Source organism: Williamsia sp. Y853 (assembly GCF_056786495.1).
Genome location: NZ_JBXCJC010000001.1, coordinates 1,569,626 through 1,594,147, shown reverse-complemented (window position 1 = coordinate 1,594,147; position 24,522 = coordinate 1,569,626). Strand labels below are relative to the sequence as shown.

General features: G+C 63.2%; 21 protein-coding genes and 1 pseudogene. 10 read left to right on the top strand and 12 right to left on the bottom strand.

What is annotated here, in order from left to right; genetic code table 11:
* Positions 1 to 110: 110 nt before the first annotated feature.
* From AC1TPF_RS07560 to AC1TPF_RS07545, 4 genes are all read right to left on the bottom strand, one after another.
* Positions 111 to 2,645 (bottom strand): FtsX-like permease family protein, encoded by a 2,535-nt coding sequence (locus AC1TPF_RS07560; RefSeq protein ID WP_482143309.1) that lies wholly within the window; start codon positions 2,643 to 2,645, stop codon positions 111 to 113.
* Complete coding sequence (locus AC1TPF_RS07555; protein ID WP_482137258.1) at positions 2,642 to 3,274, bottom strand: ABC transporter ATP-binding protein; 633 nt, start codon at positions 3,272 to 3,274, stop codon at positions 2,642 to 2,644. The genes AC1TPF_RS07560 and AC1TPF_RS07555 overlap by 4 nt, the downstream gene beginning before the upstream one ends.
* Positions 3,275 to 3,359: 85 nt before the next feature.
* A complete protein-coding gene (gene cds1 / locus AC1TPF_RS07550; protein ID WP_482135738.1) occupies positions 3,360 to 4,514 on the bottom strand; it encodes an L-cysteine desulfhydrase Cds1 in 1,155 nt (384 codons plus the stop codon).
* 2 nt (positions 4,515 to 4,516) lie between these two features.
* On the bottom strand, positions 4,517 to 4,891 hold the full coding sequence (locus AC1TPF_RS07545; protein WP_482135739.1) for a DUF4229 domain-containing protein: 375 nt from the start codon (positions 4,889 to 4,891) through the stop codon (positions 4,517 to 4,519).
* Positions 4,892 to 5,178: 287 nt separating this feature from the next.
* Between AC1TPF_RS07545 and AC1TPF_RS07540 the strand changes: the two genes are divergently transcribed.
* The 3 genes from AC1TPF_RS07540 to AC1TPF_RS07530 all read left to right on the top strand — a co-directional run bounded on the left by AC1TPF_RS07540 (position 5,179) and on the right by AC1TPF_RS07530 (position 6,460).
* Complete coding sequence (locus AC1TPF_RS07540) at positions 5,179 to 5,400, top strand: BldC family transcriptional regulator (protein WP_482137259.1); 222 nt, start codon at positions 5,179 to 5,181, stop codon at positions 5,398 to 5,400.
* 134 nt (positions 5,401 to 5,534) lie between these two features.
* On the top strand, positions 5,535 to 5,786 hold the full coding sequence (locus AC1TPF_RS07535; RefSeq protein ID WP_482135740.1) for a hypothetical protein: 252 nt from the start codon (positions 5,535 to 5,537) through the stop codon (positions 5,784 to 5,786).
* Between the two features lie 251 nt (positions 5,787 to 6,037).
* On the top strand, positions 6,038 to 6,460 hold the full coding sequence (locus tag AC1TPF_RS07530) for a helix-turn-helix domain-containing protein (protein ID WP_482135741.1): 423 nt from the start codon (positions 6,038 to 6,040) through the stop codon (positions 6,458 to 6,460).
* A 122-nt stretch (positions 6,461 to 6,582) separates the two neighbouring features.
* Here the strand turns inward: AC1TPF_RS07530 and ccsB are convergent, their stop codons facing one another.
* The 8 genes from ccsB to AC1TPF_RS07490 form a co-directional block, all read right to left on the bottom strand.
* Positions 6,583 to 7,563, bottom strand: a complete 981-nt coding sequence (ccsB, locus tag AC1TPF_RS07525; protein ID WP_482135742.1) for a c-type cytochrome biogenesis protein CcsB — start codon at positions 7,561 to 7,563, stop codon at positions 6,583 to 6,585.
* 20 nt (positions 7,564 to 7,583) lie between these two features.
* Positions 7,584 to 9,293 carry a cytochrome c biogenesis protein ResB gene (resB, locus tag AC1TPF_RS07520; protein WP_482135743.1) on the bottom strand — a complete coding sequence of 570 codons (1,710 nt, stop codon included), beginning with the start codon at positions 9,291 to 9,293 and terminating at the stop codon, positions 7,584 to 7,586.
* Positions 9,290 to 10,108: a cytochrome c biogenesis CcdA family protein gene (locus AC1TPF_RS07515; protein ID WP_482135744.1), complete on the bottom strand. Its 819-nt coding sequence runs from the start codon at positions 10,106 to 10,108 to the stop codon at positions 9,290 to 9,292. The genes resB and AC1TPF_RS07515 overlap by 4 nt, the downstream gene beginning before the upstream one ends.
* Positions 10,105 to 10,692, bottom strand: coding sequence for a TlpA family protein disulfide reductase (locus AC1TPF_RS07510; RefSeq protein WP_482144053.1), 588 nt, complete (start codon positions 10,690 to 10,692; stop codon positions 10,105 to 10,107). Before AC1TPF_RS07510 ends, AC1TPF_RS07515 begins: the two co-directional genes overlap by 4 nt.
* 72 nt (positions 10,693 to 10,764) lie before the next feature.
* On the bottom strand, positions 10,765 to 11,391 hold the full coding sequence (locus AC1TPF_RS07505) for a histidine phosphatase family protein (RefSeq protein ID WP_482135745.1): 627 nt from the start codon (positions 11,389 to 11,391) through the stop codon (positions 10,765 to 10,767).
* Positions 11,391 to 12,716 (bottom strand): glutamate-1-semialdehyde 2,1-aminomutase, encoded by a 1,326-nt coding sequence (gene hemL, locus AC1TPF_RS07500; RefSeq protein WP_482144051.1) that lies wholly within the window; start codon positions 12,714 to 12,716, stop codon positions 11,391 to 11,393. Before hemL ends, AC1TPF_RS07505 begins: the two co-directional genes overlap by 1 nt.
* 92 nt (positions 12,717 to 12,808) lie before the next feature.
* Positions 12,809 to 13,510, bottom strand: a complete 702-nt coding sequence (locus AC1TPF_RS07495; protein WP_482143307.1) for a DUF998 domain-containing protein — start codon at positions 13,508 to 13,510, stop codon at positions 12,809 to 12,811.
* Positions 13,511 to 13,654: 144 nt separating this feature from the next.
* On the bottom strand, positions 13,655 to 15,154 hold the full coding sequence (locus AC1TPF_RS07490; protein WP_482143306.1) for a PucR family transcriptional regulator: 1,500 nt from the start codon (positions 15,152 to 15,154) through the stop codon (positions 13,655 to 13,657).
* A gap of 192 nt (positions 15,155 to 15,346) precedes the next feature.
* On the opposite strand from AC1TPF_RS07490, the gene AC1TPF_RS07485 reads away from it, so the two are divergent.
* From AC1TPF_RS07485 to AC1TPF_RS07455, 7 genes and pseudogenes are all read left to right on the top strand, one after another.
* Positions 15,347 to 16,747 carry an aminobutyraldehyde dehydrogenase gene (locus AC1TPF_RS07485; RefSeq protein ID WP_482143305.1) on the top strand — a complete coding sequence of 467 codons (1,401 nt, stop codon included), beginning with the start codon at positions 15,347 to 15,349 and terminating at the stop codon, positions 16,745 to 16,747.
* A gap of 10 nt (positions 16,748 to 16,757) precedes the next feature.
* The gene (gene gabT, locus AC1TPF_RS07480; RefSeq protein ID WP_482143304.1) at positions 16,758 to 18,095 is read left to right on the top strand and encodes a 4-aminobutyrate--2-oxoglutarate transaminase; all 1,338 of its coding nucleotides are present in this window, start codon (positions 16,758 to 16,760) and stop codon (positions 18,093 to 18,095) included.
* A 10-nt stretch (positions 18,096 to 18,105) separates the two neighbouring features.
* Positions 18,106 to 20,061: a primary-amine oxidase gene (locus tag AC1TPF_RS07475; RefSeq protein WP_482143302.1), complete on the top strand. Its 1,956-nt coding sequence runs from the start codon at positions 18,106 to 18,108 to the stop codon at positions 20,059 to 20,061.
* Entirely contained in the window at positions 20,054 to 21,532 is a 1,479-nt protein-coding gene (locus tag AC1TPF_RS07470; RefSeq protein WP_482143301.1) for an NAD-dependent succinate-semialdehyde dehydrogenase, read from the top strand. Before AC1TPF_RS07475 ends, AC1TPF_RS07470 begins: the two co-directional genes overlap by 8 nt.
* A gap of 20 nt (positions 21,533 to 21,552) precedes the next feature.
* The gene (locus tag AC1TPF_RS07465; RefSeq protein WP_482143299.1) at positions 21,553 to 22,566 is read left to right on the top strand and encodes an agmatine deiminase family protein; all 1,014 of its coding nucleotides are present in this window, start codon (positions 21,553 to 21,555) and stop codon (positions 22,564 to 22,566) included.
* Between the two features lie 91 nt (positions 22,567 to 22,657).
* A pseudogene (locus AC1TPF_RS07460) lies at positions 22,658 to 22,827 on the top strand (IS481 family transposase); the annotation flags it as partial.
* 261 nt (positions 22,828 to 23,088) lie between these two features.
* Positions 23,089 to 24,300 carry an HNH endonuclease gene (locus AC1TPF_RS07455; protein ID WP_482143297.1) on the top strand — a complete coding sequence of 404 codons (1,212 nt, stop codon included), beginning with the start codon at positions 23,089 to 23,091 and terminating at the stop codon, positions 24,298 to 24,300.
* The last annotated feature ends 222 nt before the right edge of the window (positions 24,301 to 24,522 follow it).

Genomic DNA, 24,522 nt, shown 5'->3' with positions numbered 1-24,522 from the left:
TTACGCGCCTCAGCACCGAGTTATCCACAGCCCGGAACCCGATGATGTGCCCTTTTGGCGAACAAAAGCCCAGGTGGGCTCCGCCAAAAGGGCACATCATCGGGGGTGGGCTATTCGGTGAGGAGTGACTCGCTGATGTTCATCCGGCCTGCGCGAGCCGCAGGGAAGAAGGATCCCGCGAAGCAGAGAACAAAGGCGATCACCACATAACTGGCGATCACCAGCTGCGGCGAGTACTGCACCTGCACAGATGTGGTCTGCGTCAGGATCTTGTTGCCCACGATGTGGAGTCCGGTGCCCATCACCACACCGAGCAACGACCCGACCGCTGCAACGGCCGCGGCCTCAGCGAGAACCATCTTGCGGACAAATCGCCGCGACGCACCCATCGCCCGCAGCACACCGATCTCGCGTTTGCGCTCGATCACCGACAGCAGCAACGTATTCAGCAAGGCGACTGCCGCGACCACCGCAACAATCCACTGGATGGCGATGGCAAAGGCACCCGACTGTTCGACGGACGCCTTGGTGGCGTCGAGACCCTCTTGCCCGGTGTAGACGTTGACAGGCATGGTGGACGCCTGCGTGGCAGCGGCTTCCAGCAGCGGTCGCATCTGTTCGGTGTCGACCCCCGGTTTCAGCGTCACCTGCAGATAGGTGTCGCCGGGGCGGTTGAACCACTCCGCCAGCAGGTCAAAGGAGATCGCGGCGGTTCCGGAGTTGATGCTCACGTAGTCGACGAGTTGCAGCACCGGTAGCGAGTGATAGCCCGTGGGAGAAGCGATTTCAACGGTGTCACCGGTGGTGACGTCCAGGTTGCGGGCCAGTGTGCGCGACATGATCATGCCCCGACCGGCCAGGACCTCGTCGATGACCTCCGGCGTACCCTTGCGAATAAAGGGCGCGGTGGTTCCAGGAGTCAATCCCTGCAACATGACTCTGGATTCACCGACGTTGACCGACGCCCACTGGCCACCGACCACCTGCTCGACCCCGGGGACCTGCCGCACCGCGTCTGCCACCGCCGGATCGAGGATCGGACCGTCCGGGATGGTCGACTTCTCCTGCGACGACACGTAGAAGTCGGTGTCACCCAATCCATCCAGCGAATCCGTGATCGATGCCACCAGGTTGTTCATCACGCCGGACGTACACAGCCCGACCGTGATCGCCACGGCCACGGTCATCAGCGTCGCCCACGCCCGCCGCGGCGCCCGATCGGTGTTGACCGCGCTCAGTTTCCCGGGCCCGCCGAAGCGCCCGGCAAGCCAGGTCACCGCCGCGACCAGCGGTTTGGTGATCGCATAACAGACAAGCAGCATGCCCACGCAGAAGACGATGCCGGCGATGGCCACCGCCTGACTCTGGATCTCGAGGGCCATGATCCAACCGACCACGATCAGCACAACACCCAGTACCGCACTGACTTTCGCCGCGAGCCCGGTGCCGGCCTTCTGGTCGGCAACCACTCCCCCGGACATCGCCTCGATGGGCGAGACTGTGAACACAGACCTCGCCGCCAGCACGCTCGCACCGGCGCACGCCAGGACACACGCGATGACCGCAACGGGCGCCGCATAGGCCGGCAGACCGAACTCGACTGTCGCGCCATACGACGACAACACATCCGGCAGCTGCCCGATTGCCCAGCGCCCGGCCAGGATTCCGACCGGAACACCGATCAGGCCACCGACCAGGCCGAACAGCGCGGCTTCACCGATCAGGTCGGCAACAAGTGGTCCACGTCGGCCACCGAGCGCCCGGATCATCGCGATCGACGAACGCCTCGACGCCACCGCCATGTTCATCGTGTTGAACACCAGGAAGCCGGCGATGACCAGCGAGATCAACGACACCAGCAACGTCGAATCCCGGGTCACCGCACTGGCGGTCTCGGCTTGTTTGGCCCGGAAATCGGGGTTGACGACCACGGCCCGACCGTCGACGACCGCGTTCAACTGCTCACGCAGCTGACCGGTGGTGGCGTCAGATTCCTTGGTGACCAGAATCGAGTCGACGCGGCCGTCGTGGCCGGTCAGCTTCTGGGCCAGACCCAGGTACGCAAAGATGAACTGTCCGTTGTTGATCGAACCGGCCGCAGGCGCGTCGATCACCATGGTCACGGTGGTGTCGACACCGTTGATCGAAACCTGTTGGCCCTTCTGGAATCCGGTCGCCTTGCCGACACTGATCCCCGACATCAGGGCGGTGACATCAGCACCCTCGGTGGCCGAGGCCACGGCATCTCGCAGGCCGCCCTGGATGGAGGCGATGTTGTTGTCGCTGCCGAGTACGGTGGTGCGTTTGCCATCCACAAAAATTGAGCTGTTGATCAGCGGGACAACACTTTTCGCAGCCGGGACATCGCGGCGGATTTCACCCATCAGCTCGTCGTCGACACCCGAGTCGACGATGCCTGCGATCTCGAGATCAGCGGACCCCGAAATGGTCGCACCGAGCTTTTGCACAGACGACGTCAACGACCCGTAGGTTCCGAACACGGCCACCAGCAGTGCTGAGGCGACCACCACCACCAGCAACGAGGTGGTCACCCGCAGGCGATGGCCGAGTAGTTCACGAAGATTGACAAGCCGTATCCGCGTCAGGCCTGCACGAACCGACCCGAACAGTGCCAACGGCTTCACTCCTGAATCTTCCCGTCCCGCACGGTGATCGTCCGATCGGCGTGCGCAGCCGCCTTGTTGTCGTGGGTCACCATCACCACCAGTCGGCCGTCACCTTCGCGCGCAACCTCGGAGAGCAACTCCAGGATCGATTCGCCCGTCTGCGAATCGAGGTTTCCGGTCGGTTCATCGGCGAGGACGATCCGCGGGCTCATGATCAGCGACCGCGCAATCGCCACGCGCTGCATCTGTCCGCCGGACAGCTCGGACGGGCGGTGCTTCGCACGTTCGCCGAGCCCGACCCGGTCCAGCAATGCGATGGCCTCCGGCTTGGCCGACCTCAGCGATTTTCCGTCGAGCAGCCGTGGCAACGCGACATTTTCCCATGCCGACATCGTCGGGATGAGATTGAAGAACTGGAAAATGAATCCGACCCGCTTACGCCGGAACTCGGACTGCTCTTCCTCGGACAACTTCGCCAGATCGAGACCATCGACGATGATCGATCCGGAGTCCGGGACATCCAGTGCCCCCAGGACATGCAGCAGCGTGCTCTTGCCTGCGCCGGACGGCCCAACGATGGACACGAACTGACGTGCTTCCAGCGTCAGGTTGAGACCGTCGAGTGCACGGACCTTCTCCTGTCCCATCTGGTACTCCCGCACCAGATCGATCGCTTCCACGATCGGCCTTCCATCCGTCTCCCGGACGACGTCACTCAATCCCGCGCTCTGCTCACTCAATCCACTCCCCCGTCGTGAAGAACTTCTCCAGAGTCGCTTCGGCACGGGTCAGATCCAGACCGGCGCCGGCGACCCAATCGTCGTTGTAGTACGTGTCGGAATACCGATCCCCGCCGTCGCACAGCAGAGTGACGACGCTGCCCGGCGTACCTTCCCTTCGCATTTCGGCGACCAGGCGCAGCGCACCCCAGAGGTTGGTTCCGGTCGATCCACCCACCCGCCAACCCAGGACCTCACTGGCGCGCCTGGCGGTGGCGATGCTCGCGTCGTCGGGTACCGACACCATGCGGTCGATCACCTGCGAAACGAACGACGGCTCAACCCGCGGACGACCGATCCCTTCGATGCGTGAGCCGGGCAAGGGCCCGGCCGGAGCTTGCGCGTCACCGTCGCGATAGGCCGGGTAGAACGCCGAGTTCTCGGGGTCGACGACACACAGCCACGTGTGGTGCCGCCGATATCGGATGAAGCGGCCGATTGTGGCCGAGGTTCCGCCGGTTCCGGCACCCACGACCACCCATGTCGGTACCGGGAATTCTTCTTGTGACAACTGACTGAAGATGGATTCGGCGATGTTGTTGTTGCCACGCCAGTCCGTGGCGCGTTCGGCCATCGTGAACTGATCGATGAAATGACCGTCGGTCTGATCGGCCAACTGCTGCGCGGCGCCGTACACCTCGTCGGACCGGTCGACGAAATGGCACAGTCCACCCTGCCGCTCGATGAGCCCGATCTTGGCCGGTGACGTCGTCGCGGGCATCACCGCGATGAACGGGACTCCGATCAACTGCGCGAAGTAGGCCTCGGACACCGCCGTCGAACCCGATGAGGCCTCGATGACTGTGGTCCCCTCGGTGATCCAGCCGTTGCAGAGTGCATAGAGGAACAGCGACCGCGCCAGACGATGCTTGAGCGAACCCGTGATGTGGGTGCTCTCGTCTTTCAGATAGAGCGAAATCCCGGCGGCACCCGAAGTCGTGTCCCACCGCGACCAGGCAGGCAGCGGAAATCTCAGTAGGTGCGTGTCCGCGCTACGGGTGGCATCGGCGTCGATGAGCCGGATCGCGTTGTCGACCCACCCACGATCGGCCCGCCTGTCGACCTCACGTGTCCACACCGGTCCCGCGCCGTCCCCAGCGTTCGCCATGGCTACTTGTCAGATCCGTCTTCACCACGAAGGCGCGACGTCAGGTTCTCGCGCTGCGCCTTGCGGCCGGCGTCGACCGTCGCGATACCGACGTTCACGCGGTCCCGTAGGCCCTTGAACAGCAGCATTCCCAATGGCAGGGCAATGATCACCGCAAAGAACGCGGCCACCAGTATCGGAACGTCGATCCCCGCTGCCTGACCGATCAGGTAGATCGCGCCTGCCAGCGCGATCACCAGAGCGATCCGCGCACCGGTGAAGAGCACCAGGTCGATCGCCAATCGGCGCCCGGCACCGGGCGTCGGCTCCACGACAGGAGGTGTGCGGTCCTTCTTCGCAGAAGGCCGTTTGTTTGCAGATGGCTCATTCGTGCTCACGTCCTAGACCTTACTGCGCACACAGCAGGCCGGGAACGTCCGCCTTTGCAATCGCTTTACCAACACCTAACTATTCGAATACCTGGGCATTTCGGTGTAACCATGAGTCGTAGGCTCCTCCAGAGACACGCGGGAGAACTGCACACAATCCCTGCCGAAGTTCCACTCGGACCTGCGGCAAGCGGTTGACGGCCCACTCGATAGGAGCAGCCATGACGTTTGCAGGCCACCTCGGACAACCCGCCCCCACGCCCGGCTTGAACTCTCCCGGCTTGAACACCTCAGGCTTGAGCAATCCCAGCCCGATTCTCTCGCCCCAGGCCGCCAGCCAGCACACGCTGACTCCGGGCCAGGTGGCCGCGATGTTCAACGTCAACCCCAAGACTGTCGCCCGTTGGGCCAGCTCGGGACTACTCGGCGCCATCCGCACGCCCGGCGGACACCGCCGATTCCGGGAAGAAGACGTTGTCGAGCTCCTCAATCGCCGCACGCCTACGACCGGTAGCTGACCCATAGTTCACGTCCGACCACTTCAGACCACCTTCGTGCGTCTGCGGGCACCGCGTGTTCGGCGCAGGCAGGCACCACGAGTCGGCACCTCCAGTAGCCTGGCCTCAACGGCTTTGATTCTGGAGGTGCCGAAATGATCTACCTACTTGCCATCATCGGCTTGCTGGCACTGACCTACCTTGCGTGGCGCGCATTTGGACCCGACGCGGAGGGCGGAGAGACCGGTGGACACGGCGGACCCCAGATCCCGCGACGTCAGATGAAGCGCGGGCCCGTCGGCCCGGACGATGATCTCGAATTCTTGAACGATCTGGAGCGCAAAGCCCGCGACAAGAATCCGAAGTTCAATTCCGACGGTGACGACCGGCCCAATTCCACTGATTGACGGTGTCCGGCTCTACTGATTAACGTTACTTCGCCTATACAACTGTCCAACTTTTCTTGGCCTTTTGTCCAAAAATTATAATCGGATTTCACGACCGGTATTTGGCGGATTAAGTCCGAAGTTAACGTACCCAAATTGCCAGAAGGCGCCTGGTCTCGGTACCCCTTTTGCGAACTTTAAAGGTAGAGTCACGCTCTAGTTCGACCGCTCCACACTGCTGCGGTCAAATCACAGGTCTGGGAGTTAGATAAGTGGCTGCTGTACACGATGGAAAAACGTTTGCCGACCACCTGAACGAATTGTTCAGCACCGTGCGTGACGAGAACGGAATCCCCTACACGGGCAAGAAGATTGCCCTGAAGGCGAACCAACTCGGTTACACCCTGAGTGATGCCTATATCTCCCAGCTGCGGACCGGCAAAGCCAAAACTCCGTCTTTTCGAACCGTCGAAGCAATTTCCCGGGCATTCGAAATCAGCGTCACGTATTTCTTGACAGATCCAGATGAGGATCTCAAACGTGTCGAACAGCAACGTGAATATGTGCAGATGGCCGCCGAGACCGGCGCACACCTCGCAGCATTCCGGCACGAGGCCATCTCCACCGACACCCTCGATGTCGTCATCGAACTCCTGAAGGTTGTCAAGAAGCAGCAGAACGATCGCGTGAGCTGACGCGCGTCGAAGACGCCCTCGATGTGCCGTCGAAGACGCCGTCGACATATGCCGTCGAAGACAACCTCGATATGCCAAAAGGCGCCCTGAACCAACTGGTCAGGGCGCCTTTCACGTTGCGGTCAGAGCCCGGCGTAGGAGTGCAGGCCCGACACCACCAAGTTGATGATGAACAGGTTGAACAACATTGCCACGAAGCCGGCGATGTTGATCCAGGCCGCCGCCGTGTTCCGCCACCCGGCGGTGGCCCGCGCATGTAGGTATGCCGCGTAGATCACCCAGGCGATGAACGAGACCGTCTCTTTGGGGTCCCATCCCCAGAACCGACCCCAGGCGGCTTCGGCCCAGATGGCACCGCAGATGACACCGAGACCGAACAGTGGGAACGCGAACACAACAGTCTTATAGGCGAGACGATCGAGCGTCTGCGCCGACGGCACGCGCTGCAGGATCCGACCCCAGAATCGATCGCTCGGCTCGGGGTACTTCAGCTTCAGCAGGTAAAGGATGCTCGCCACGCCCGAGACCAGGAAGACTCCGGATCCGAGTGCGACGATCGAGACGTGGACGGCCAGCCAATAGGACTTGAGCGCCGGGACCACGGGTGCAGCGTTGGTGTAGAGGTAGGTGCCGGCGATGAACAGCAGGATGACAATCGGCAGCAATACGAATCCGAGCAGCGGACGGTACTCACGCTTGCGCAACACCACCAGGGCCGCGATCATGCCGGCGGCACAGCTGATGGAGACGAACTCGTACATGTTGCCCCAGGGCGCCCGGCCGGTTGCGAAGCCGCGCAACACAATCGACGCGACCTGCAGCGCCGTCGCCAGGAGCACCACACCGTAGGCCATCTTGGCCAACCGGTCCCCCAGCGGCTCTTTCTCTGCGGCCTGGAGCTTGCCTGGCGTCCGCACGTCGTCGGCGTCGACCACCGGCGAACCACCGACCGCACCCGCGGCGACGAGCTCGTTCGACTTCTCGATGGTCTTGTTCTTGGAGGCCAGCGATGCCAGGAACAGGATCATCGCCAGGACGTACACGGTCAGCGCCGTGCCGTACGTCAGGTCGGAGAACCGAGAGAGTGTCTCATCGACGTTCATCAGTCACCTTTTCCCAGCGTTCATTTTTTACGTCCACCTTGTTCTTTGCCACCAGGCTTGTTTTTGTCCGTGTCAGGGGCGATGCCCAACAGATCGGCGACCATGTCGGAAAAGCCTTCGCCCCAACCGGCCTGATCCGTACGTGCCAGACCGGCCATTTCTACTACAGAGCGTCGCACATCCACCGTAGAGGTGCCATCACCCGGCGGCCCGGTCAACGGCGTGATCCGGGCCCACACCCGGCGGCGCTTGATCAGCAGCGACACGAGAAGGCCGACGAGCATGGCGATCGCGGACACCAGCACCCACTTCTGAGCGGGATCGTGCGAGACCTGCAACGACACCCAGCGTTGGTAGCCGTCGAACTGGACGGTCGTGCCGTCCTCGAGTTTGGTCGATTCGCCCATGTTCAGGTTGACGCGTTCCTGCTTGAGCAGACGTCCCTGGTTGATCAGGTTCACGTCGAGTGAGAACACGTTCTGTGGTCGTCCGGTATCGAGGCCGGTATCGCCCTTGTAGATGTCGATCGCAACCGCGGGAGCCTCCGGCAGAGGGAAGCTCGAGGTCATCAATCCACCGTGGAAGGTGGCCGTCGGGGCGAACAGACCTTCGATGGCGATCTGATTCTTCCGCCGCTCGTCCTCGTTGGGATAGAGCCCGGCGGGGGTGTCGAAGCGGGCTGCACCGCTCGACATCATCGTCTGCAGCTCATCCGGCTGGAACGGAACCGTCTGCGTGCGGGTTTCGCCACTCGGGAACGTGACCGTGAAGGTGGGAGCAAAACCATTGCCCAGCAAATAGATTCGATCGCCCGCGATACGCAGAGGATGGTTGACCTTGACTTCGCTGGACTGCCACTCGTCGGTGTCGATGTCGCTGCCGACCTGGTATTTGAGGTCAGCGCTGTACATCTCGGGTTGCCCGGTCGGCAGGAAGTCCGCGTCGAACGACTCCACCTGCAGACAGAACTCGTTGAGATTGGTGCCGTCGACCATATTGCCTGCGCGGAAGGAGTCGTACACCGCGGTCGAGGTGTTGCAGAGGCCTTCCTGGCCGTCGGCGACCAGGATGCGGGTGCCCTCGTAACCGAACATCTTGCCTGCCGCGATCGCGACCAGCAGCGCCAGCAGCGCGAAGTGAAAGAGGAGGTTGCCGCCTTCGCGCAGGTAACCCTTCTCGGCCGAGACCTCCACGACGGTCGCCACCGACCCGTCGGCTTCCTTGCGCTCGACGGTGCGGGTGGTCTTGCGCCATCCCCGCAGACCGGAGTTGATCTTCGACGCGATCTCGTCGGGTGTGCCGTCGACCTCGTGGCTCTCGTGCCGGGGCAACCGGCCGAGGTTGCGCGGTGCCGGGACCGGACGGGCCCGCAGCGCCTTCGCGTGTTCGATCATGCGAGGCGTCAGACATCCGACGAGCGAGATGAACAGCAGCACGTAAATGGCTGTGAACCAGATACTCGAGAAGACCTCGTACATCTGGATCTTGTCGAGGAACCGCCCGACGAAACCGTGATCGGCGATGTACTGCTCGGTCTTGAACTCGTTGAGCGACCGTTGCGGCAGGAGTGCCCCGGGTACCGCGGCCAGCGCCAGCAGGAACAGCAGCGCGAGCGCGGTCCGCATCGAGGTCAGTGAGCGCCAGGTGTTCCGGGCGGGCCACAGCAGGTAACGCCTGAGCGGGCCGGCCTTCGGGACGGGCGGCGGGGTTCTGGTTTCGGTTGCGGTCATATCGGAAGCACCGTGTCCGAGACGAACATGTCCCGAACCCAAACGATGAATTGATCCCACAGTCCGGTCACCAGCGCCACACCCACGACAACCAGTAGTACACCTCCGAAGATCTGGATGGCGCGAGCGTTTCTGCGCATCCAGCCAACCGCCCGCAAAGCCCAGGCCGAACCGAAGGCCAGAAGGATGAACGGGAGGCCCAAACCGAGGCAGTAAAAGACGATGAGCGTCACACCGCGGGCAGCGGTCGAACCCTCGGTGCCGCTGGCGGTGGTGATGACCGCGGCCAGTGTCGGCCCGAGGCAGGGCGTCCAGCCGAGCGCGAAGACCGCACCCAGCAATGGGGCTCCCACCAGGTTCGACACCAGTCGCGGATGGAACCTGGCGTCGCGCTGCAGCATGGGGATCAGGCCGATGAACACCAGTCCCATGAGGATGGTGATCACACCGCCGACACGTTGCAGCAGTTCGCGATTGACCACAAAGGCACTCGTGATCCCGAACACAGATGCGGTGGCGAGCACGAAGACGATTGTGAATCCGAGCACAAACAGCAGGGCGGCCCCGGTAACCCGCAGGCGTCCGGCCTTCTTCGACTCCGCATCGCTCATCGCCGGGGCCTCGGCACCCACCAGTCCGGCAAGGTAGGACAGGTAACCCGGGACCAGGGGCACCACGCAGGGCGAGGCGAACGAGACCAGCCCGGCGAGCATGCAGGCCCCGAGCGCCAACAACAGCGGCCCGCTCGAAACGGTCTCCGCGAAGGTGTCACCGACTCCGGCGAGGTGGCTTGAACTCTGGGCTACGAAAGTCATGCGTTATCAGATGTTTCAGCGGCGATCCGCTCGACAACAGGTTGGAGTTCGTCCGCGGTGATGGCTTTGAGGAACACCGCCGCGGCACGATGCTGACGATCGAGAACGAGGGTGGTCGGGATCACCGAGGTCGGAGTGGTCAGCTTCGACAGGGTTCGTCCGTCGTAATCGAAGATCGACGGGTACGTCACCGCGCGATCAACGACAAAGTCGCGGGCCGAATCCCTGCGGTCACGAAAGTCGATGCCCAAGAACGCAACACCCGAATCCTTGGTGTTCGCATAAACCTCTTCGAGCGCGGTTGCCTCACCACGGCACGGGCCACACCACGAACCCCACACGTTGATGACGACGACCTGGCCTGCAAAATCGGTGAGGTTGATGGTCTTGTCGTCGGACAGCAGATCGGGGCCGGTGAGGTTCGAAACCTTGCCACGCTCCGACGGCGGATCGTAGAAGATGACGGTTTTGCCACCGGGAGAAACGAATTCGAAGTTTTCACCTTGTGCCACGGCGTCGTCGCCGGTGCCGCAGCCGGCGATCACCAGCAGCGTCGCGATCCCAAGGATGCACAACGTGACCATCCGCCAACCAAGCGGTGCCAGTACGCGGGTCCTCCCACGCTCAGGGCCGAGCTCCATCACTGTCTCGCTACCTCAGGCTCCCGTGGCAAGGGGGTCAGAAGCACCGGCCGGCTCCGAATAGACGATGTCCACCAACGCATCCCCGTCGTACAACAGACTTGTCAGCGACGCCAGCGAGCACTGCCGCTTACGCGGGTCGTGCCAAAGGCGTTGCCCTTCAAGGAATCTCCGCAGCGTATACACCGGCAGCTGGTGGCTGACACAGACAGCCTCATGACCCTTGGCCTCTTCGCGGGCCTTGTTGGCGACCGCGAGCATGCGGTGCGCCAACTGGATGTACGGCTCGCCCCAGCTCGGGGTGAACGGGTCACGCAGTTTGATCCAGTGCCGGGGGCGACGCAACGCACCGTCACCCACCGAGACCCGCAGACCCTCGAAGGTGTTCTCGGCCTCGATCAGACCTTCGTCGGTGATGATCTCGAGTCCGTGCGCCGCCGCGATCGGCGTCGCGGTTTCCTGCGCCCGCTGCAGCGGGGAGGCGAACACGTGGGTGATGTCGTGGTCGGCCAGGGCATCGGCGACCGTCTGCGCCTGTTTCGCGCCGAGCTCCGACAGGTGAAAGCCCGGCAGTCGGCCATAGAGGATGCCATCGGGGTTGTGAACTTCCCCGTGCCGCATCATGTGCACGATTGTGCGCATCAGTTCTCCTTCAGGGCCCGCGCAGCGGCGGTCGCAGCAGCCGGGAGTGCCCCGGCTATAACACCGAAAGCATCCTCGTCCAAGGCCGCGGACACAAACCAGGCTTCGAAGGCGCTCGGCGGCGGGTAGACGCCGGCATCGAGCAGAGCGTGGAAGAACGGAGCAAAACGCCAGGTCTCGGTCTTTTTCACGGACGCGTAGTCGGTGATGGGAGTATCACCGTCTGCGGTGAAGAACACGCTCACGAGGTTGCCCGCGTACTGCACACGGTGGCCGACACCCGCTGTGGTCAACGCGTCCCCGATCAGGGTTCCGAGCTGTTTCGAGTTGGCGTCCAGGGCGGCGTAAACGGCGTCGTCCGCGTGGCGCAGGGTTGCCAATCCGGCAGCGACCGCCACCGGGTTCCCGGACAGGGTGCCGGCTTGGTAGACGGGGCCTGCCGGGGCCAGGTACGCCATGATGTCGGCGCGACCACCAAATGCCGCGGCCGGAAGTCCACCGCTCATGACCTTGCCGAAGGTGTAGAGGTCGCCGGCAACGCCCTCGAGGCCGAACCAGCCGGCCTTGCTCACCCGGAAGCCGGTCATGACCTCGTCGATGATCAGGAGCGCACCATCAGCACTGGTGGCGTCCTTGAGGCCCTGATTGAAGCCTTCGACCGGGGCGACAGCACCCATGTTCCCGGCGGCGGCCTCGGTGATGATCGCGGCGATCTGTCCGGGATACGCCGCGAATGTCTCGCGGACGGCGGCCAGATCGTTGTACGGCAGCACGATGGTGTCCTGGGCCTGCGCGCCGGTGACACCGGGTGAGGTCGGCAAGCCCAGCGTCGCCACACCCGAACCCGCGTCGGCGAGCAATGCATCGACATGGCCGTGGTAGCAGCCCGAGAACTTGATGATCTTGCTACGCCCGGTGAATCCACGGGCCAAACGCACCGCCGACATCGTCGCCTCGGTACCCGAGTTGACCAGTCGTACCTGCTCGACCGGGGCGACCCGCTCGATGATCTCTTCGGCCAACTCGATCTCGGCCTCGGTCGGCGCACCGAACGACAGACCCGTGGTCGCCGCCTTCTGCACGGCCTCGACAACCGCCGGGTGGGCGTGGCCCAGAATCATGGGGCCCCAGCTGGAGACCAGGTCGACGTAACTGTTGCCGTCGGCATCGGTCATCCGATAACCGGATGCGCTGGAGATGAACCGCGGGGTTCCTCCCACAGAGTTGAAGGCTCGAACAGGCGAGTTCACTCCGCCTGGAATGGCACGGGATGCGCGCTCGAAGAGCTGCGCTGACTGATCGGTGGCATGCGACACGACCTCCAGTGTGGCAAACGCCGACCCATGAACCGAAAATGGCGGGTTCTGATGACGCTGACCTGGCCTTTAACTCACCCCAACCCGGCATCGCCGAAAACTCAGCGGTATCGGGCACCTGTACCCGAGGATGCGACCTCGGTCGTTGCGGTCCGGATCGAGCGTGTTTCATCTGGGGTGGATCGACCCAGGGCAAGCGGGTCGGGTGGGCGCCGGAATCGTGCAGAGGCGACCACAACTGCCGGCCACACCAATTCGGCGACCACGGTCACGCGTTCGGCGAGCCCGAGCAGTGCCCCGCCCTGGGTTTCATAGGCGGTCCAAGCAAGCAGTAGAAACAGTGTGCTCGACGCCGCGATCGCTACGGGGACCCGGAGAGCGGCAGGCGCCGCCCTCGACCGGGATATCGCAAGCGCAGGCCACAGCGCCAGCAGAAATGCCGAGACGCATGTTGCCGCGAGGTGGAGTGGTGCTGTCAGGGTGATCGGAACCGCTGCGACCGCCACACCACTGGCGCCACCGGCGACCAGAACCACACGGGCGATCGGCCGCACCATGAACAGACCGAGACCCACCACGATCAGGCAACCCGCACTGACAGCGATACCGGCCGACATGACCCATTCGGCGCGGTGCGATGTCGCGAGGACGCTGAGTGTCTGACGGATCGGGTTGTAACCGGCTGTGGCCAGCGAATCCGCCGCGACAGCGGTCACAAGTAACACGACCGGGGCCGTTGTCGCCGAGACCCGCGCCCAGCGCGGCACGATCAGTCCGCTTGCCTTCACAAAGGTTTCAACCACGGTGGGTGGAGAAATACTCCATGTTCTGATGTCAGGGCGTCGACCAGACCGACATTCGCGACAATCAGTACCGAACCGATCCGGCCACGAGTCCAACATGCCCGAATCGGCCTTGATGTCTGAGAGGTTTGCCAATCCGTTGCGTCAGCGTGGATCGGACAGCAGGATCAGCAGGAGCTCGGCTCGCGTCCGGGCATCGGTGAGGTCGATGCGTAGTAGACGTTCGATGCGATCGATTCGGTTGCGGAGTGTGTGTCGATGTACCCCGATGGCCACCGCCGCCGGTTCCCACTGACCGTTGGCCTGCAGGTAAGCCCGCAGGGTTTCGACAAGGTCGCTCCCCTGCTCGCGATCGTGGTCGACCAGCGGACCCAGACGGGAGACCCTGGCCCCACTGAGCGCTTTCCGGACCGGATCCAGTGCCAGCAGCGATCGCTGAGCCAGCAGGTCCACCACCTCACCTTCGGCCGCGACATCCGCGGCCAATCTGGCGTGCCGGGCTGATTCGGCGATTTCGTCCACCGCCACAATCGAACCAAGCCCGCCCCGACAACCGCTGACCCCGACAACACCGAGGACGGACTCGGCAAAACGGCGCTGGTCTTCACCGCGCAGCAGGACCATGATCTCCTGCCCCACATGGTGTACGAATACCGGACGCCACCGGGACTGCAGTTCGACGGCAACAGCCAACGCGGCCTGCTTCGCCGCTGCAACACTGTCGAACGTCACGATCGCAACGCGCACCCGCCCGTCCCGATCGGCTGCTCGCAGCACAATATTGCGGGCGGCGGCCGGGGGCGGACCGGCCATTGCCATCATCAGCGCATCGGCATGCAGGGACTGTTGATCACGCTGCACCTGAAGGGGTTTGGCATGCTCCAGACTCAGCAGTGAGGTCGCGTGCCCGAGCAGGACGCGCTCGAGGTCGCCCAGTGGCGACACACTCAGCACGGAGAGATAGCCGAATACACTGCCGCCGACACTGATTCGCTGGATCGTGACCGTTTGCTCATCGGTCATCGTGACTCCGCTGGCCGCATTCGGATCACGCATGATCTCTCTGCGCACCGTCGCCAACTGTTCGGGGCTCAGTACAGTCGGCCGGGAACTGACCACTTCTCGGTCATGGTCGAGCAACACGACAACGGCGTCGATCGCCTCCCCCAATTCCCGGACCACTGCAGGCATCCCACCGGAGATGACCGCCCTGGTGATCCGCGGTTGCGTATGGGACGCGCGGACGAATTGGTCGAATCGCTGTTCGGCGATCCGATCGAGCACTGCCCGGGCGATCGCCGAGAACGGCACCGGCAGCGGCACCTCCAACAGTGGGATACCGCATTCGTCGGCCGCGTCGACGAGGTCCTGCGGGACGTCGTCGAAACCGAAGCCCACACCGAACCCGACGCCTGCGACGCCGACCTCACTCAGACCGTGTAGATAGTCGAATCGACCCTCCCGTGACTCCGGCAGCCGAAGTCCGGTGGTGAGGAGGAGTTCGCCACCGGACAGCCACTCCTGTGGCGCCGGGAGTTCCGACGTCGACGCACAGTCGATATCCCTGTCGATCCCGGCGCGGCCGCCGAGCAATGTCAGATCGAGTTCGTGCTGTGCGAGCAACCATCGAACCGTTGTGCCCACCGCCGCAACCCCTTAGTTCGTCCCCGTACAAATGGCCCCACGACCTGGCATGACCCGAATCCGACTATACAGAATGGCGTAATGCCAACACCGAATTGGACAAACTGTCAGGATCACGCTTCCGACCCGGCAGCGAACACTGGGTGACGGTAGGAGGATTCATCCACCCGCAACCGAAAGTGACCCGGTGTCATGGCACACGAGCCCCTGAAGAACTACATCAACGGCGTATTCGTCACCTCGGATTCGACCGAGACCATCGACCTCATCAACCCCACCGATGAGTCGGTGGTCGGAGTCTCGCCGATTTCGGCCCAATCCGACATCGATGCCGCGATGGCTGCCGCCGCATCGGCCTTCAAGACGTGGGGCAAAACCACCCCTAAAGTCCGGCAGAAGGCGCTCCTGGACCTCGCAGACGCCATCGAGGCGAACTCGGATGCGCTCGTGGCGGCGCAGGCCCGCAACACCGGACAACCCGATGATCAGATCGCGGACGAAGAGGTCACCGTCGGCGCCGACCAGATCCGCTTCTTCGCCGGTGCCGCACGCCTACTCGAAGGCAAGTCCGCGGGCGAATACATGGATGGCTTCACCTCGTACGTCCGTCGCGAACCGGTCGGGGTGATCGCTCAGGTCACGCCGTGGAACTACCCACTGATGATGGCGCTGTGGAAGATCGGCCCCGCGATCGCGGCCGGTAATACCGTGGTCCTCAAACCGTCTGACACGACACCCGAGTCGACCTTGGTCCTCGCCGAGATCTCGAAGGGCATCCTGCCCGACGGTGTGCTGAACGTGATTCTCGGCAACGGTGCCACCGGAGCCGCGATCGTCGGACACAAGACCCCGAGCATGGTCTCGATCACCGGCTCGGTCCGCGCCGGAATCGCCGTCGCGGTCTCGGCGGCGCAGAACCTCAAACGCGCACACCTCGAACTCGGTGGAAAGGCCCCGGCCGTGGTCTTCGCCGACGCGGACCTGGACAAGGCCGTCGACGGTATCGGCGACGCGTCGTTCTTCAACGCAGGCCAGGACTGCACTGCGGTCACCCGCATCCTCGTCCACTCATCGATCCACGACAAGTTCGTCGACGCCCTCGTCGACAAGGCAAAGGGCACAACGGTTCCGCCACTCAACAACGTCAACCACTTCACGAAGGTGACCTCGATCCTCGACTCGGTACCGCCGCACGCCACCGTGGTCACCGGTGGGAAACGAAAGGGCGACAAGGGCTTCTACGTCGAACCCACCGTCATCACCGGCGTGGATCAGAAGGACTCCCTCGTCCAGGAGGAAACCTTCGGACCGGTGGTGACTGTGCAGGCCTTCGACTCCGAAGAACAGGCATTGGAACTGTCCAACGACGTCAGCTTCGGTCTGGCCTCCAGCGTCTGGACAACCGACAACGCCACTGCGGGACGAATGAGTGCCGGACTCGACTTCGGCTGCGTCTGGGTCAACTGCCACATCCCGCTCGTCGCGGAAATGCCACACGGTGGATTCAAGAACTCCGGCTACGGCAAGGACCTCTCCAGCTACGGGGTCGAGGACTACACCCGCATCAAGCACGTCATGAGTTCGGTGGAATGAGGATGACACTATGAGCGCCAACTACCGATTGCCCCAGAAACGTAACCTTGTCACTTCGATCCCCGGACCGAAATCGGCTGCCCTGCAAGGTCGCCGGGCGATGGCGGTGGCCGCCGGGGTGGGTTCTGCCGTTCCGGTGTACGCCGCCGACGCGGACGGCGGGGTGATCGTCGACATCGACGGCAACTCGTTCATCGACTTCGGTTCCGGCATCGCCGTGACCACGGTCGGCGCCAGCAACTCGGCGGTCGCCGATGCCGTCGCCGAACAGGCAGGCCACTTCACTCACACCTGCTTCATGATCACCCCGTACGAGGGGTACGTCGCGGTGGCCGAACGCCTCAACCATCTGACACCCGGCGACCACCAAAAGCGCACGGTGCTCTTCAATTCCGGGGCCGAAGCCGTCGAGAACGCGATCAAGGTGGCCCGCTTGGCTACCGGGCGCGATGCGGTGGTGGCATTCGATCACGCCTACCACGGCCGTACGAACCTGACGATGGGTCTGACGGCCAAGACGATGCCGTACAAACACGGATTCGGTCCATTCCCGCCGGAGATCTACCGGGTGCCAACGTCGTATCCGTACCGCGACGAACTCGACGGACCCACCGCGGCTGCCCGGGCGATCTCGCAGATGGACAGCCAGATCGGCGCTGATCAGATCGCCGCGATCATCATCGAACCCGTGATGGGCGAGGGTGGATTCATCGTCCCGGCACCGGGTTTCCTGCCGGCGATCGCGGACTGGGCAAGGGCGAACGGAATCGTGTTCGTCGCCGACGAAGTGCAAAGCGGATTCGCCAGGACCGGAGCCTGGTTCGCCAGCGAACACGAAGGTCTTGTCCCCGATCTGGTCACCATGGCCAAAGGCATCGCAGGCGGTATGCCGTTGTCCGCGTTGACCGGTCGTGCCGATCTGCTCGACGCCGTGCATGTCGGTGGACTCGGCGGCACCTACGGCGGCAATCCGGTGGCCTGTGCGGCGGCACTCGCCGCGCTCGATGTCATGGCCGAACTGGATCTACCCGGTCGGGCACGCGACATCGAGGCCATTGCCGGAAGCCGTTTGCAGGCAATGGCATCGGTGACCGAAGAAATCGGCGAAGTGCGCGGACGCGGCGCGATGCTGGCCATCGAACTCGTTCACCGCGATGGCAAGAAGCCGAACCCGGAACTCGCCAAAGAGTTGGTCGCCGCCTGCCTCGCCAAGGGCGTGGTGCTGCTCTCGTGCGGCACCTACGGCAACGTGATCCGGCTACTGCCGCCGCTGGTGATCAGCGACGAACTCCTGCACGACGGCCTCGATGCCCTCGAAGACGCCCTGAACGAACTCACCAGCCGCTAGGAGCAATCGCGTGTCAACGAAATCCACGTTCCACCCGCTCGATCCGCTGGGGGAAGACGAGTTCCGGACCACTGCAGCACTGTTGCAACGTGACCAGGGTGTCGGTGAGGGCTGGCGATTCGCCTCCATCGAACTCCTCGAACCGAGCAAGGCCGACCTTGCCGCCTATGCCGCAGGCGGCCCCGTCCCAGCCCGCAAGGGCATCGTCACCTGCCTGGACAGCAGCCGCAACACCACCTACAAGGCAGTGGTCTCCCTGACCGACGACACCGTCGAATCGTTCACTCACATCCCGGGTGTTCAACCGAACTTCACCGTCGACGAGTTCGAGGAGTGCGATGAGGTTCTGCGCAAGCATCCCGATGTGATTGCGGCACTGGCCAGTCGCGGCATCACCGACCTCGACCTCGTGTTCATGGACACCTGGACCTACGGCGATGCCGTGGCGCCCGAGAAGTATCGGGAGCGGCGAATCGGATGGTCCGACACCTGGGTCAAAAGCGAAGCCGGCGCCAATCCGTACGCGCACCCGGTCAGTGGTCTGCACTGCGTGATCGACCTGAACACGATGGAACTGCTCGAAATCGAGGACACCGGCGGTGTGGCCCCCCCCGAGGTGATGGGCGAATACGTTCCGGCCCGCATCCCGGAGCGCCTGCGCGCCAAGTCGACACGGGAGCCACTCAAACCGCTGGAGATCACCCAGCCCGAAGGCCCATCATTCACCCTCGACGGAAACCTGCTGAAGTGGCAGAACTGGTCTCTCCGAGTTGGTTTCAACCACCGCGAGGGCATGACGCTGCACACGATCAGCTACAACGATTGTGGTCGCGTGCGGTCGGTGGCGCATCGACTGTCATTCGCCGAGATGATGGTCCCCTACCGGGACCCATCCGAAGATCACTACCGCAGAACGGCATTCGACATCGGCGAGTGGGGTCTGGGCTTCATGACCACCTCGCTGGAACTCGGCTGCGATTGCCTCGGTGAGATCCGGTACCTCGATGCCGTCCTGCACAACAGCAAGGGCGAGCCGTACACCATCAAAAATGCCATCTGCATCCATGAAGAAGACAACGCCGTGCTCTGGAAACACGTTGATCACGACGCCGGCGCCGAGGTCCGACGAATGCGCCGGCTCACGGTTTCCTTCCATGTCACGGTGGCGAACTACGAATACCTTGTCTACTGGCGCTTCTACCAGGACGGCAACATCGAATGCGAGGTCCGCGCCACCGGGATCATGGTGACCACACCGATCGCACCCGGCGCGGCGCACCCCAACGGCACTCTCGTTGACGAACGGACCTACGCGCCGTACCACCAGCACTTCCTGACCGCCCGACTGGATCTCGACGTGGACGGGACCGAGAACACCGTCTATGCCAGCGAAACCGAGATCGAGCCGATGGGTCCCGGAAATCCTTACGGGCTGGCGTTGGTCCAGCGCAATACTCCACTGCGCACCGAGGACGAGGGTAAGCAGGACATGAACTGGGCGACGCAGCGCGCCTGGAAGGTGGTGAACACCAACACCACCAACGGCCTGGGAACCCACCCGTCGTACAAACTTGTCCCCGGCGACGCCATCCCGGCGATGTTCGATCCCGCCTCCCCGATCTTCCAGCGCGCACAGGTCATCGGGCACACCGTCTGGGTGACCCCGAACCATCCCGATGAGCGCTGGCCTGCAGGCGAATTCGTGAACCAATCGGCCACCGACACCGGACTCGGCGAATGGACAAAGGCCAACCGAAGCATCGACAACACCGACGTGGTCCTCTGGTACACCTTCGGTGTCCACCACATCACCCGGCCGGAGGACTGGCCCATCATGCCAGCCGACACGGTGTCGTTCTGGCTCAAACCTTTTGGCTTCTTCGACCGCAACCCGTCACTGGACGTCGAGCCAAGCCCCAGCTCACACTGCTCAACCGAAACCCCAGGAGGCCATTGCCATGACTGAGAAGACCACCGACCCCATCGCCGACTTCCGCGACCTGCTGGGCGCAGTTCCCGCCGGGCTGTGGATCAACGGTAAGTCCGTCGACTCATCCAACAATGAAACCTTCCCCGTCGCCGACCCTGCCACCGGCACCACCCTGCTACAAATCGCCGACGCGACCCCACAGGACGCCAAAACCGCGTTGGAGAGTGCACTCTCGGTCGCTGACGAGTGGGCAGGCACAGCACCCCGGGTCCGCTCCGAGATCCTGCGATCGACCTTCGAGTTGATCCGCGAGAACGCCGACGACATGGCGATGATCATGACGCTGGAAATGGGTAAGGCCCTGCCCGACTCGAAGGCGGAGATCAACTACGGCGGCGAGTTCTTGCGCTGGTTCGCCGAAGAAGCGGTACGGATCGCCGGTCGCTTCACACAGTCGCCCGCAGGCACCGGCAACATCCTGGTGAAGCACGCGCCCGTCGGCGTTGCCCTGGCGATCACACCGTGGAACTTCCCACTGGCCATGGGAACTCGCAAGATCGGTCCCGCGCTCGCTGCCGGCTGCACCATGCTGGTCAAACCCGCGAAAGAAACCCCGCTCACGATGTTGTACCTCGCGAAGCTGCTGAGCGAGGCCGGACTGCCCGACGGCGTACTCGCAGTGCTACCGACCAGCAAGGCAACCGACGTCACCGAACCACTGATCGCCGACCCCCGGGTCCGCAAGATCAGCTTCACCGGTTCGACCGAGGTGGGTCGCACCCTGCTCGGCGATGCTGCTGCAAACGTGCAACGAACCTCCATGGAACTCGGCGGTAACGCACCGTTCCTGGTCTTTGCCGATGCCGACCTCGAACTTGCGGTCGAAGGTGCCTTTGCCGCCAAGACCCGCAACGGTGGCGAGGCCTGCACCGCAGCCAATCGCTTTCTGGTACAAGAAGATATCGCCGAAGAGTTCACGACAGCCCTGGCCGCGAAGATGAAGGCGATGGTGCTCGGCCCGGGCTACGACCCGAAGACGACCCTGGGCCCGATGGTCAACAGCAAACAGCAGCAGTCCATCGCCGCCGCCGTTTCCGACGCGGTGGCAACCGGAGCGCGGGTTCGCCTCGGCGCCGACCCTTCCGATGACGCCGGGTGCTTCTACCCGGCCACCGTGCTCGACCAGGTTCCCGCCGATGCCAAGATCGCCAAGAACGAGATCTTCGGCCCCGTCGCCGTGATCAGCACATTCGCCACCGAAGCCGAGGCCATCGACGCAGCCAATTCCACCGAATTCGGTTTGGCTGCTTACCTTTACACCAAGGACCTCGACCGGGCACTGCGCGTGGCCGACGAGATCGAATCGGGCATGGTGGGTATCAACCGGGGTGTGATCTCCGATGTCGCCGCGCCGTTCGGTGGCGTCAAACAGTCCGGTATCGGGCGTGAGGGCGGCTCCGAGGGTATCTACGAGTACCTGACCACGAAGTACATTGCACTGACCTGACCCCCGACGAGGAGCACCCGATGAGCAACTGGCACATGCCCGCGGAAAGCGCTCCACAGGACAAGGTCTGGATGGCCTTCCCGGTCGAGGGCTACTCGCTGGGTGACACCACGGTGGCTCGTGACGAGGCCCGTAGCACCTGGGCCGCCGTTGCGCATGCCATCGCGGAGTTCGAACCGGTCACGATGATCGTCGACCCCGGCGAGATCGGGCCGGCCCGCGACTACCTGTCGTCCGAGATCGAGATCGTCGAGGCACCCCTGAATGATGCGTGGGCACGCGACATCGGGCCGACGTTCGTCCTCGGCGACAACGGCCGTCTCGGCGCGGTCGACTGGGTTTTCAATGGCTGGGGCGCGGCCCGGTGGGCACAGTGGGACAAGGACCAGCACATCGGAAAGTTCATCGCCGAGCTCTCCGGTGCCGAACTCATCGATTCGCCGATGGTCAATGAGGGCGGCGGCATCCAGGTCGACGGGGCAGGTACCGTCCTGCTCACGGAGTCGGTACAGCTCGGTGACGGCCGAAACAGCACGTGGACCAAAACGCAGGTCGAGGCCGAGCTCGCCCGGACCATCGGTGCCGACCGCGCGATCTGGTTGCCACACGGCCTCACTCGCGACAACGAGAAGTTCGGCACCCGAGGCCACGTGGACATCGTGGCCGCAATGCCGTCACCGGGGGTGGTACTGCTGCACGATCAGCGCAACTCGAACCATCCCGACTTCGCGGTCAGCAAGCAGATCAAGGCCACCATCGCCGCCGCAGAACCCGGCTGGGAAATCATCGATATACCGGCGCCCACCGTCCTGACCGACGACGAAGGACCGGTCGACTACAGCTACATCAACCACCTCGTCATCAACGGTGCCGTCATCGCCTGCAGCTTCGGCGACCCCAACGATCACGAGGCCGGGGAGATACTCGGTGACGTCTACCCTGGCCGGACAGTAATCACCATCGATGCCCGGCCCCTCTTCGAACGCGGTGGCGGCATCCACTGCATCACCCAGCAGCAGCCGTCCGTTCACTAGTTGTAATGACCAGGGACGTCGTGGACGGCTGGTCGATTCGCCGCGCCGCCGAACAATTCCAACGCTCGCCGACCACGGCGAAGAAGTGGGCGCCCACTTCAACAACCACGGCATCATCGTCGAACGAGTGGTCACCGACAACGGATCTTGTTACCGCTCAGACTATTTCAAACAGAATCTAACCACTACCATCAAGCATAGGCGGACCCGCCTCGTGCCAACGGCAAAGTCGAACGGTTCGACCGGACGCTGAACGAGGAGTGCCATACGCCCAGACCCATTTGCCAGACGAGACCCGCACCGAAACGTATTGACAGATCGGGAGCGTCACGGGAGTTGCTTTGGCTACCTACCGAAAGATGTTGCAGCCAAGTCAAATACACCACTTTCAACCTTGCGAACATGCGTTCGACTGGGTACAGTGGAATCAGTCGACCACAAGCACGACGTATCTGACGCCTTCCCCGCAGACACACTCCGGTCGAACATTCCGTTTACTCTTGTCATGGAAGGTGCTGTGCTATGCGACTTCTCGAGATGGTCGACGATCTCGTCGACCTAGTGATTCCCGATGATGCGAACGTTGCGCTGGGGGTGGTGAAGGAGCTGATCACCCTGCGCAACGCGACCGAGCATCAACTCGCGATATGCGCTGCGGTGATCGATGAGTCGGGTATCGCCCGTAAGGCCGGTTCGACGACGGCAAAGTTGTTGCAGTCCAACGGTGCAGCGCCGGCGTCTGCGTATCGCTGGATACGTATCGGCGCGGGACTGGCCGGTCTGGATCGGACTGCCGGCTATTCACGGGACGGGTTCCTGTCCTCCGAACATATCGACGCAGTGGTCAAAGGTGTCGCCCATGTCGTCGGCCGGTCCGAGGATCCGATCACCGCCGAACAGCAGGTCGAGTTCGAGCGAAAACTGTTGAGTCACGCCGTCTCCGGTGCACCACCGGCTGAGATCGGTGCGGCTGCCCGTTTGCTGGGTAACGAGGTCTCCAGGGACACCGGCGGGCCGCCGCCGGCCGAAGACCGGTCACTGAACAGTCTGGAATACAAAGTCCGTGAAGGTCGCTGTGTCGGGACGTTTGATGTGGATGCGGTGATCGGAGAAAAGTTGTTCTCCGCGTTGGACTTCTGGTCCAACGCACGCCCCGAACCCGACGGCTCGGATGACAGTCGAAGCCCAACCCAACGCCGCGCCGATGCCTTGCACCAGCTGTTGGACTGTGGCGGTGGCGGACCAACACTGGTGTCGGCGCCGCGAACCGAAGTGATCGTGACGGTGCCCGCCGACCACCCCGAAGCTGCGTCCCTGCCCTGGATGGGTCCGATCACCGAAGCGACCGCCGCAACGTTGGCCTGCGATTCATCAATCAGCTCGATCACCCTGGACGGGCAGCAGGTCCCGGTCGATATGAGTCCACCGAAACGGCTGTTCAAAGGGCTGGTCCGCAAAGCGATCATCATCCGCGACACCTGCTGTGTGAAATGTGGGGCAAAGGCCGGCTGGTCGGACTGCCATCACATCGTGCACTTTGTGGACGGCGGCCTGACCACCCTCGACAACGGGTGCTTGCTGTGCCGCACCTGTCACATGGCTGTTCACAACACCGGGTGGGACGTGATCATGGGATCCGACGGACATCCGTGGCTGATCCCGCCCGCGGATATCGATCCGCAGCGAAGACCTCTACCGGCCTACAACAGACGAACCCTGACCCTCGCCGCCTGACTGAACCAGCTCTCCACCACCGTCGCACCCGATTTCACCGTCGGGACCGCGCACGAAAACTTGACAACTCCATAGCGTGAAAGCGCGTGGTGCCGCCGCCCGAGAAGTCCACTCCACATAGATTGACAGGGTTTCAGCGGCGGCACCACGGCAATCGGCTGCTCTATCGCGGCGTTCCCGACAATCCGACTACCGAATTGGCAATCCCAACCGACGAAATGT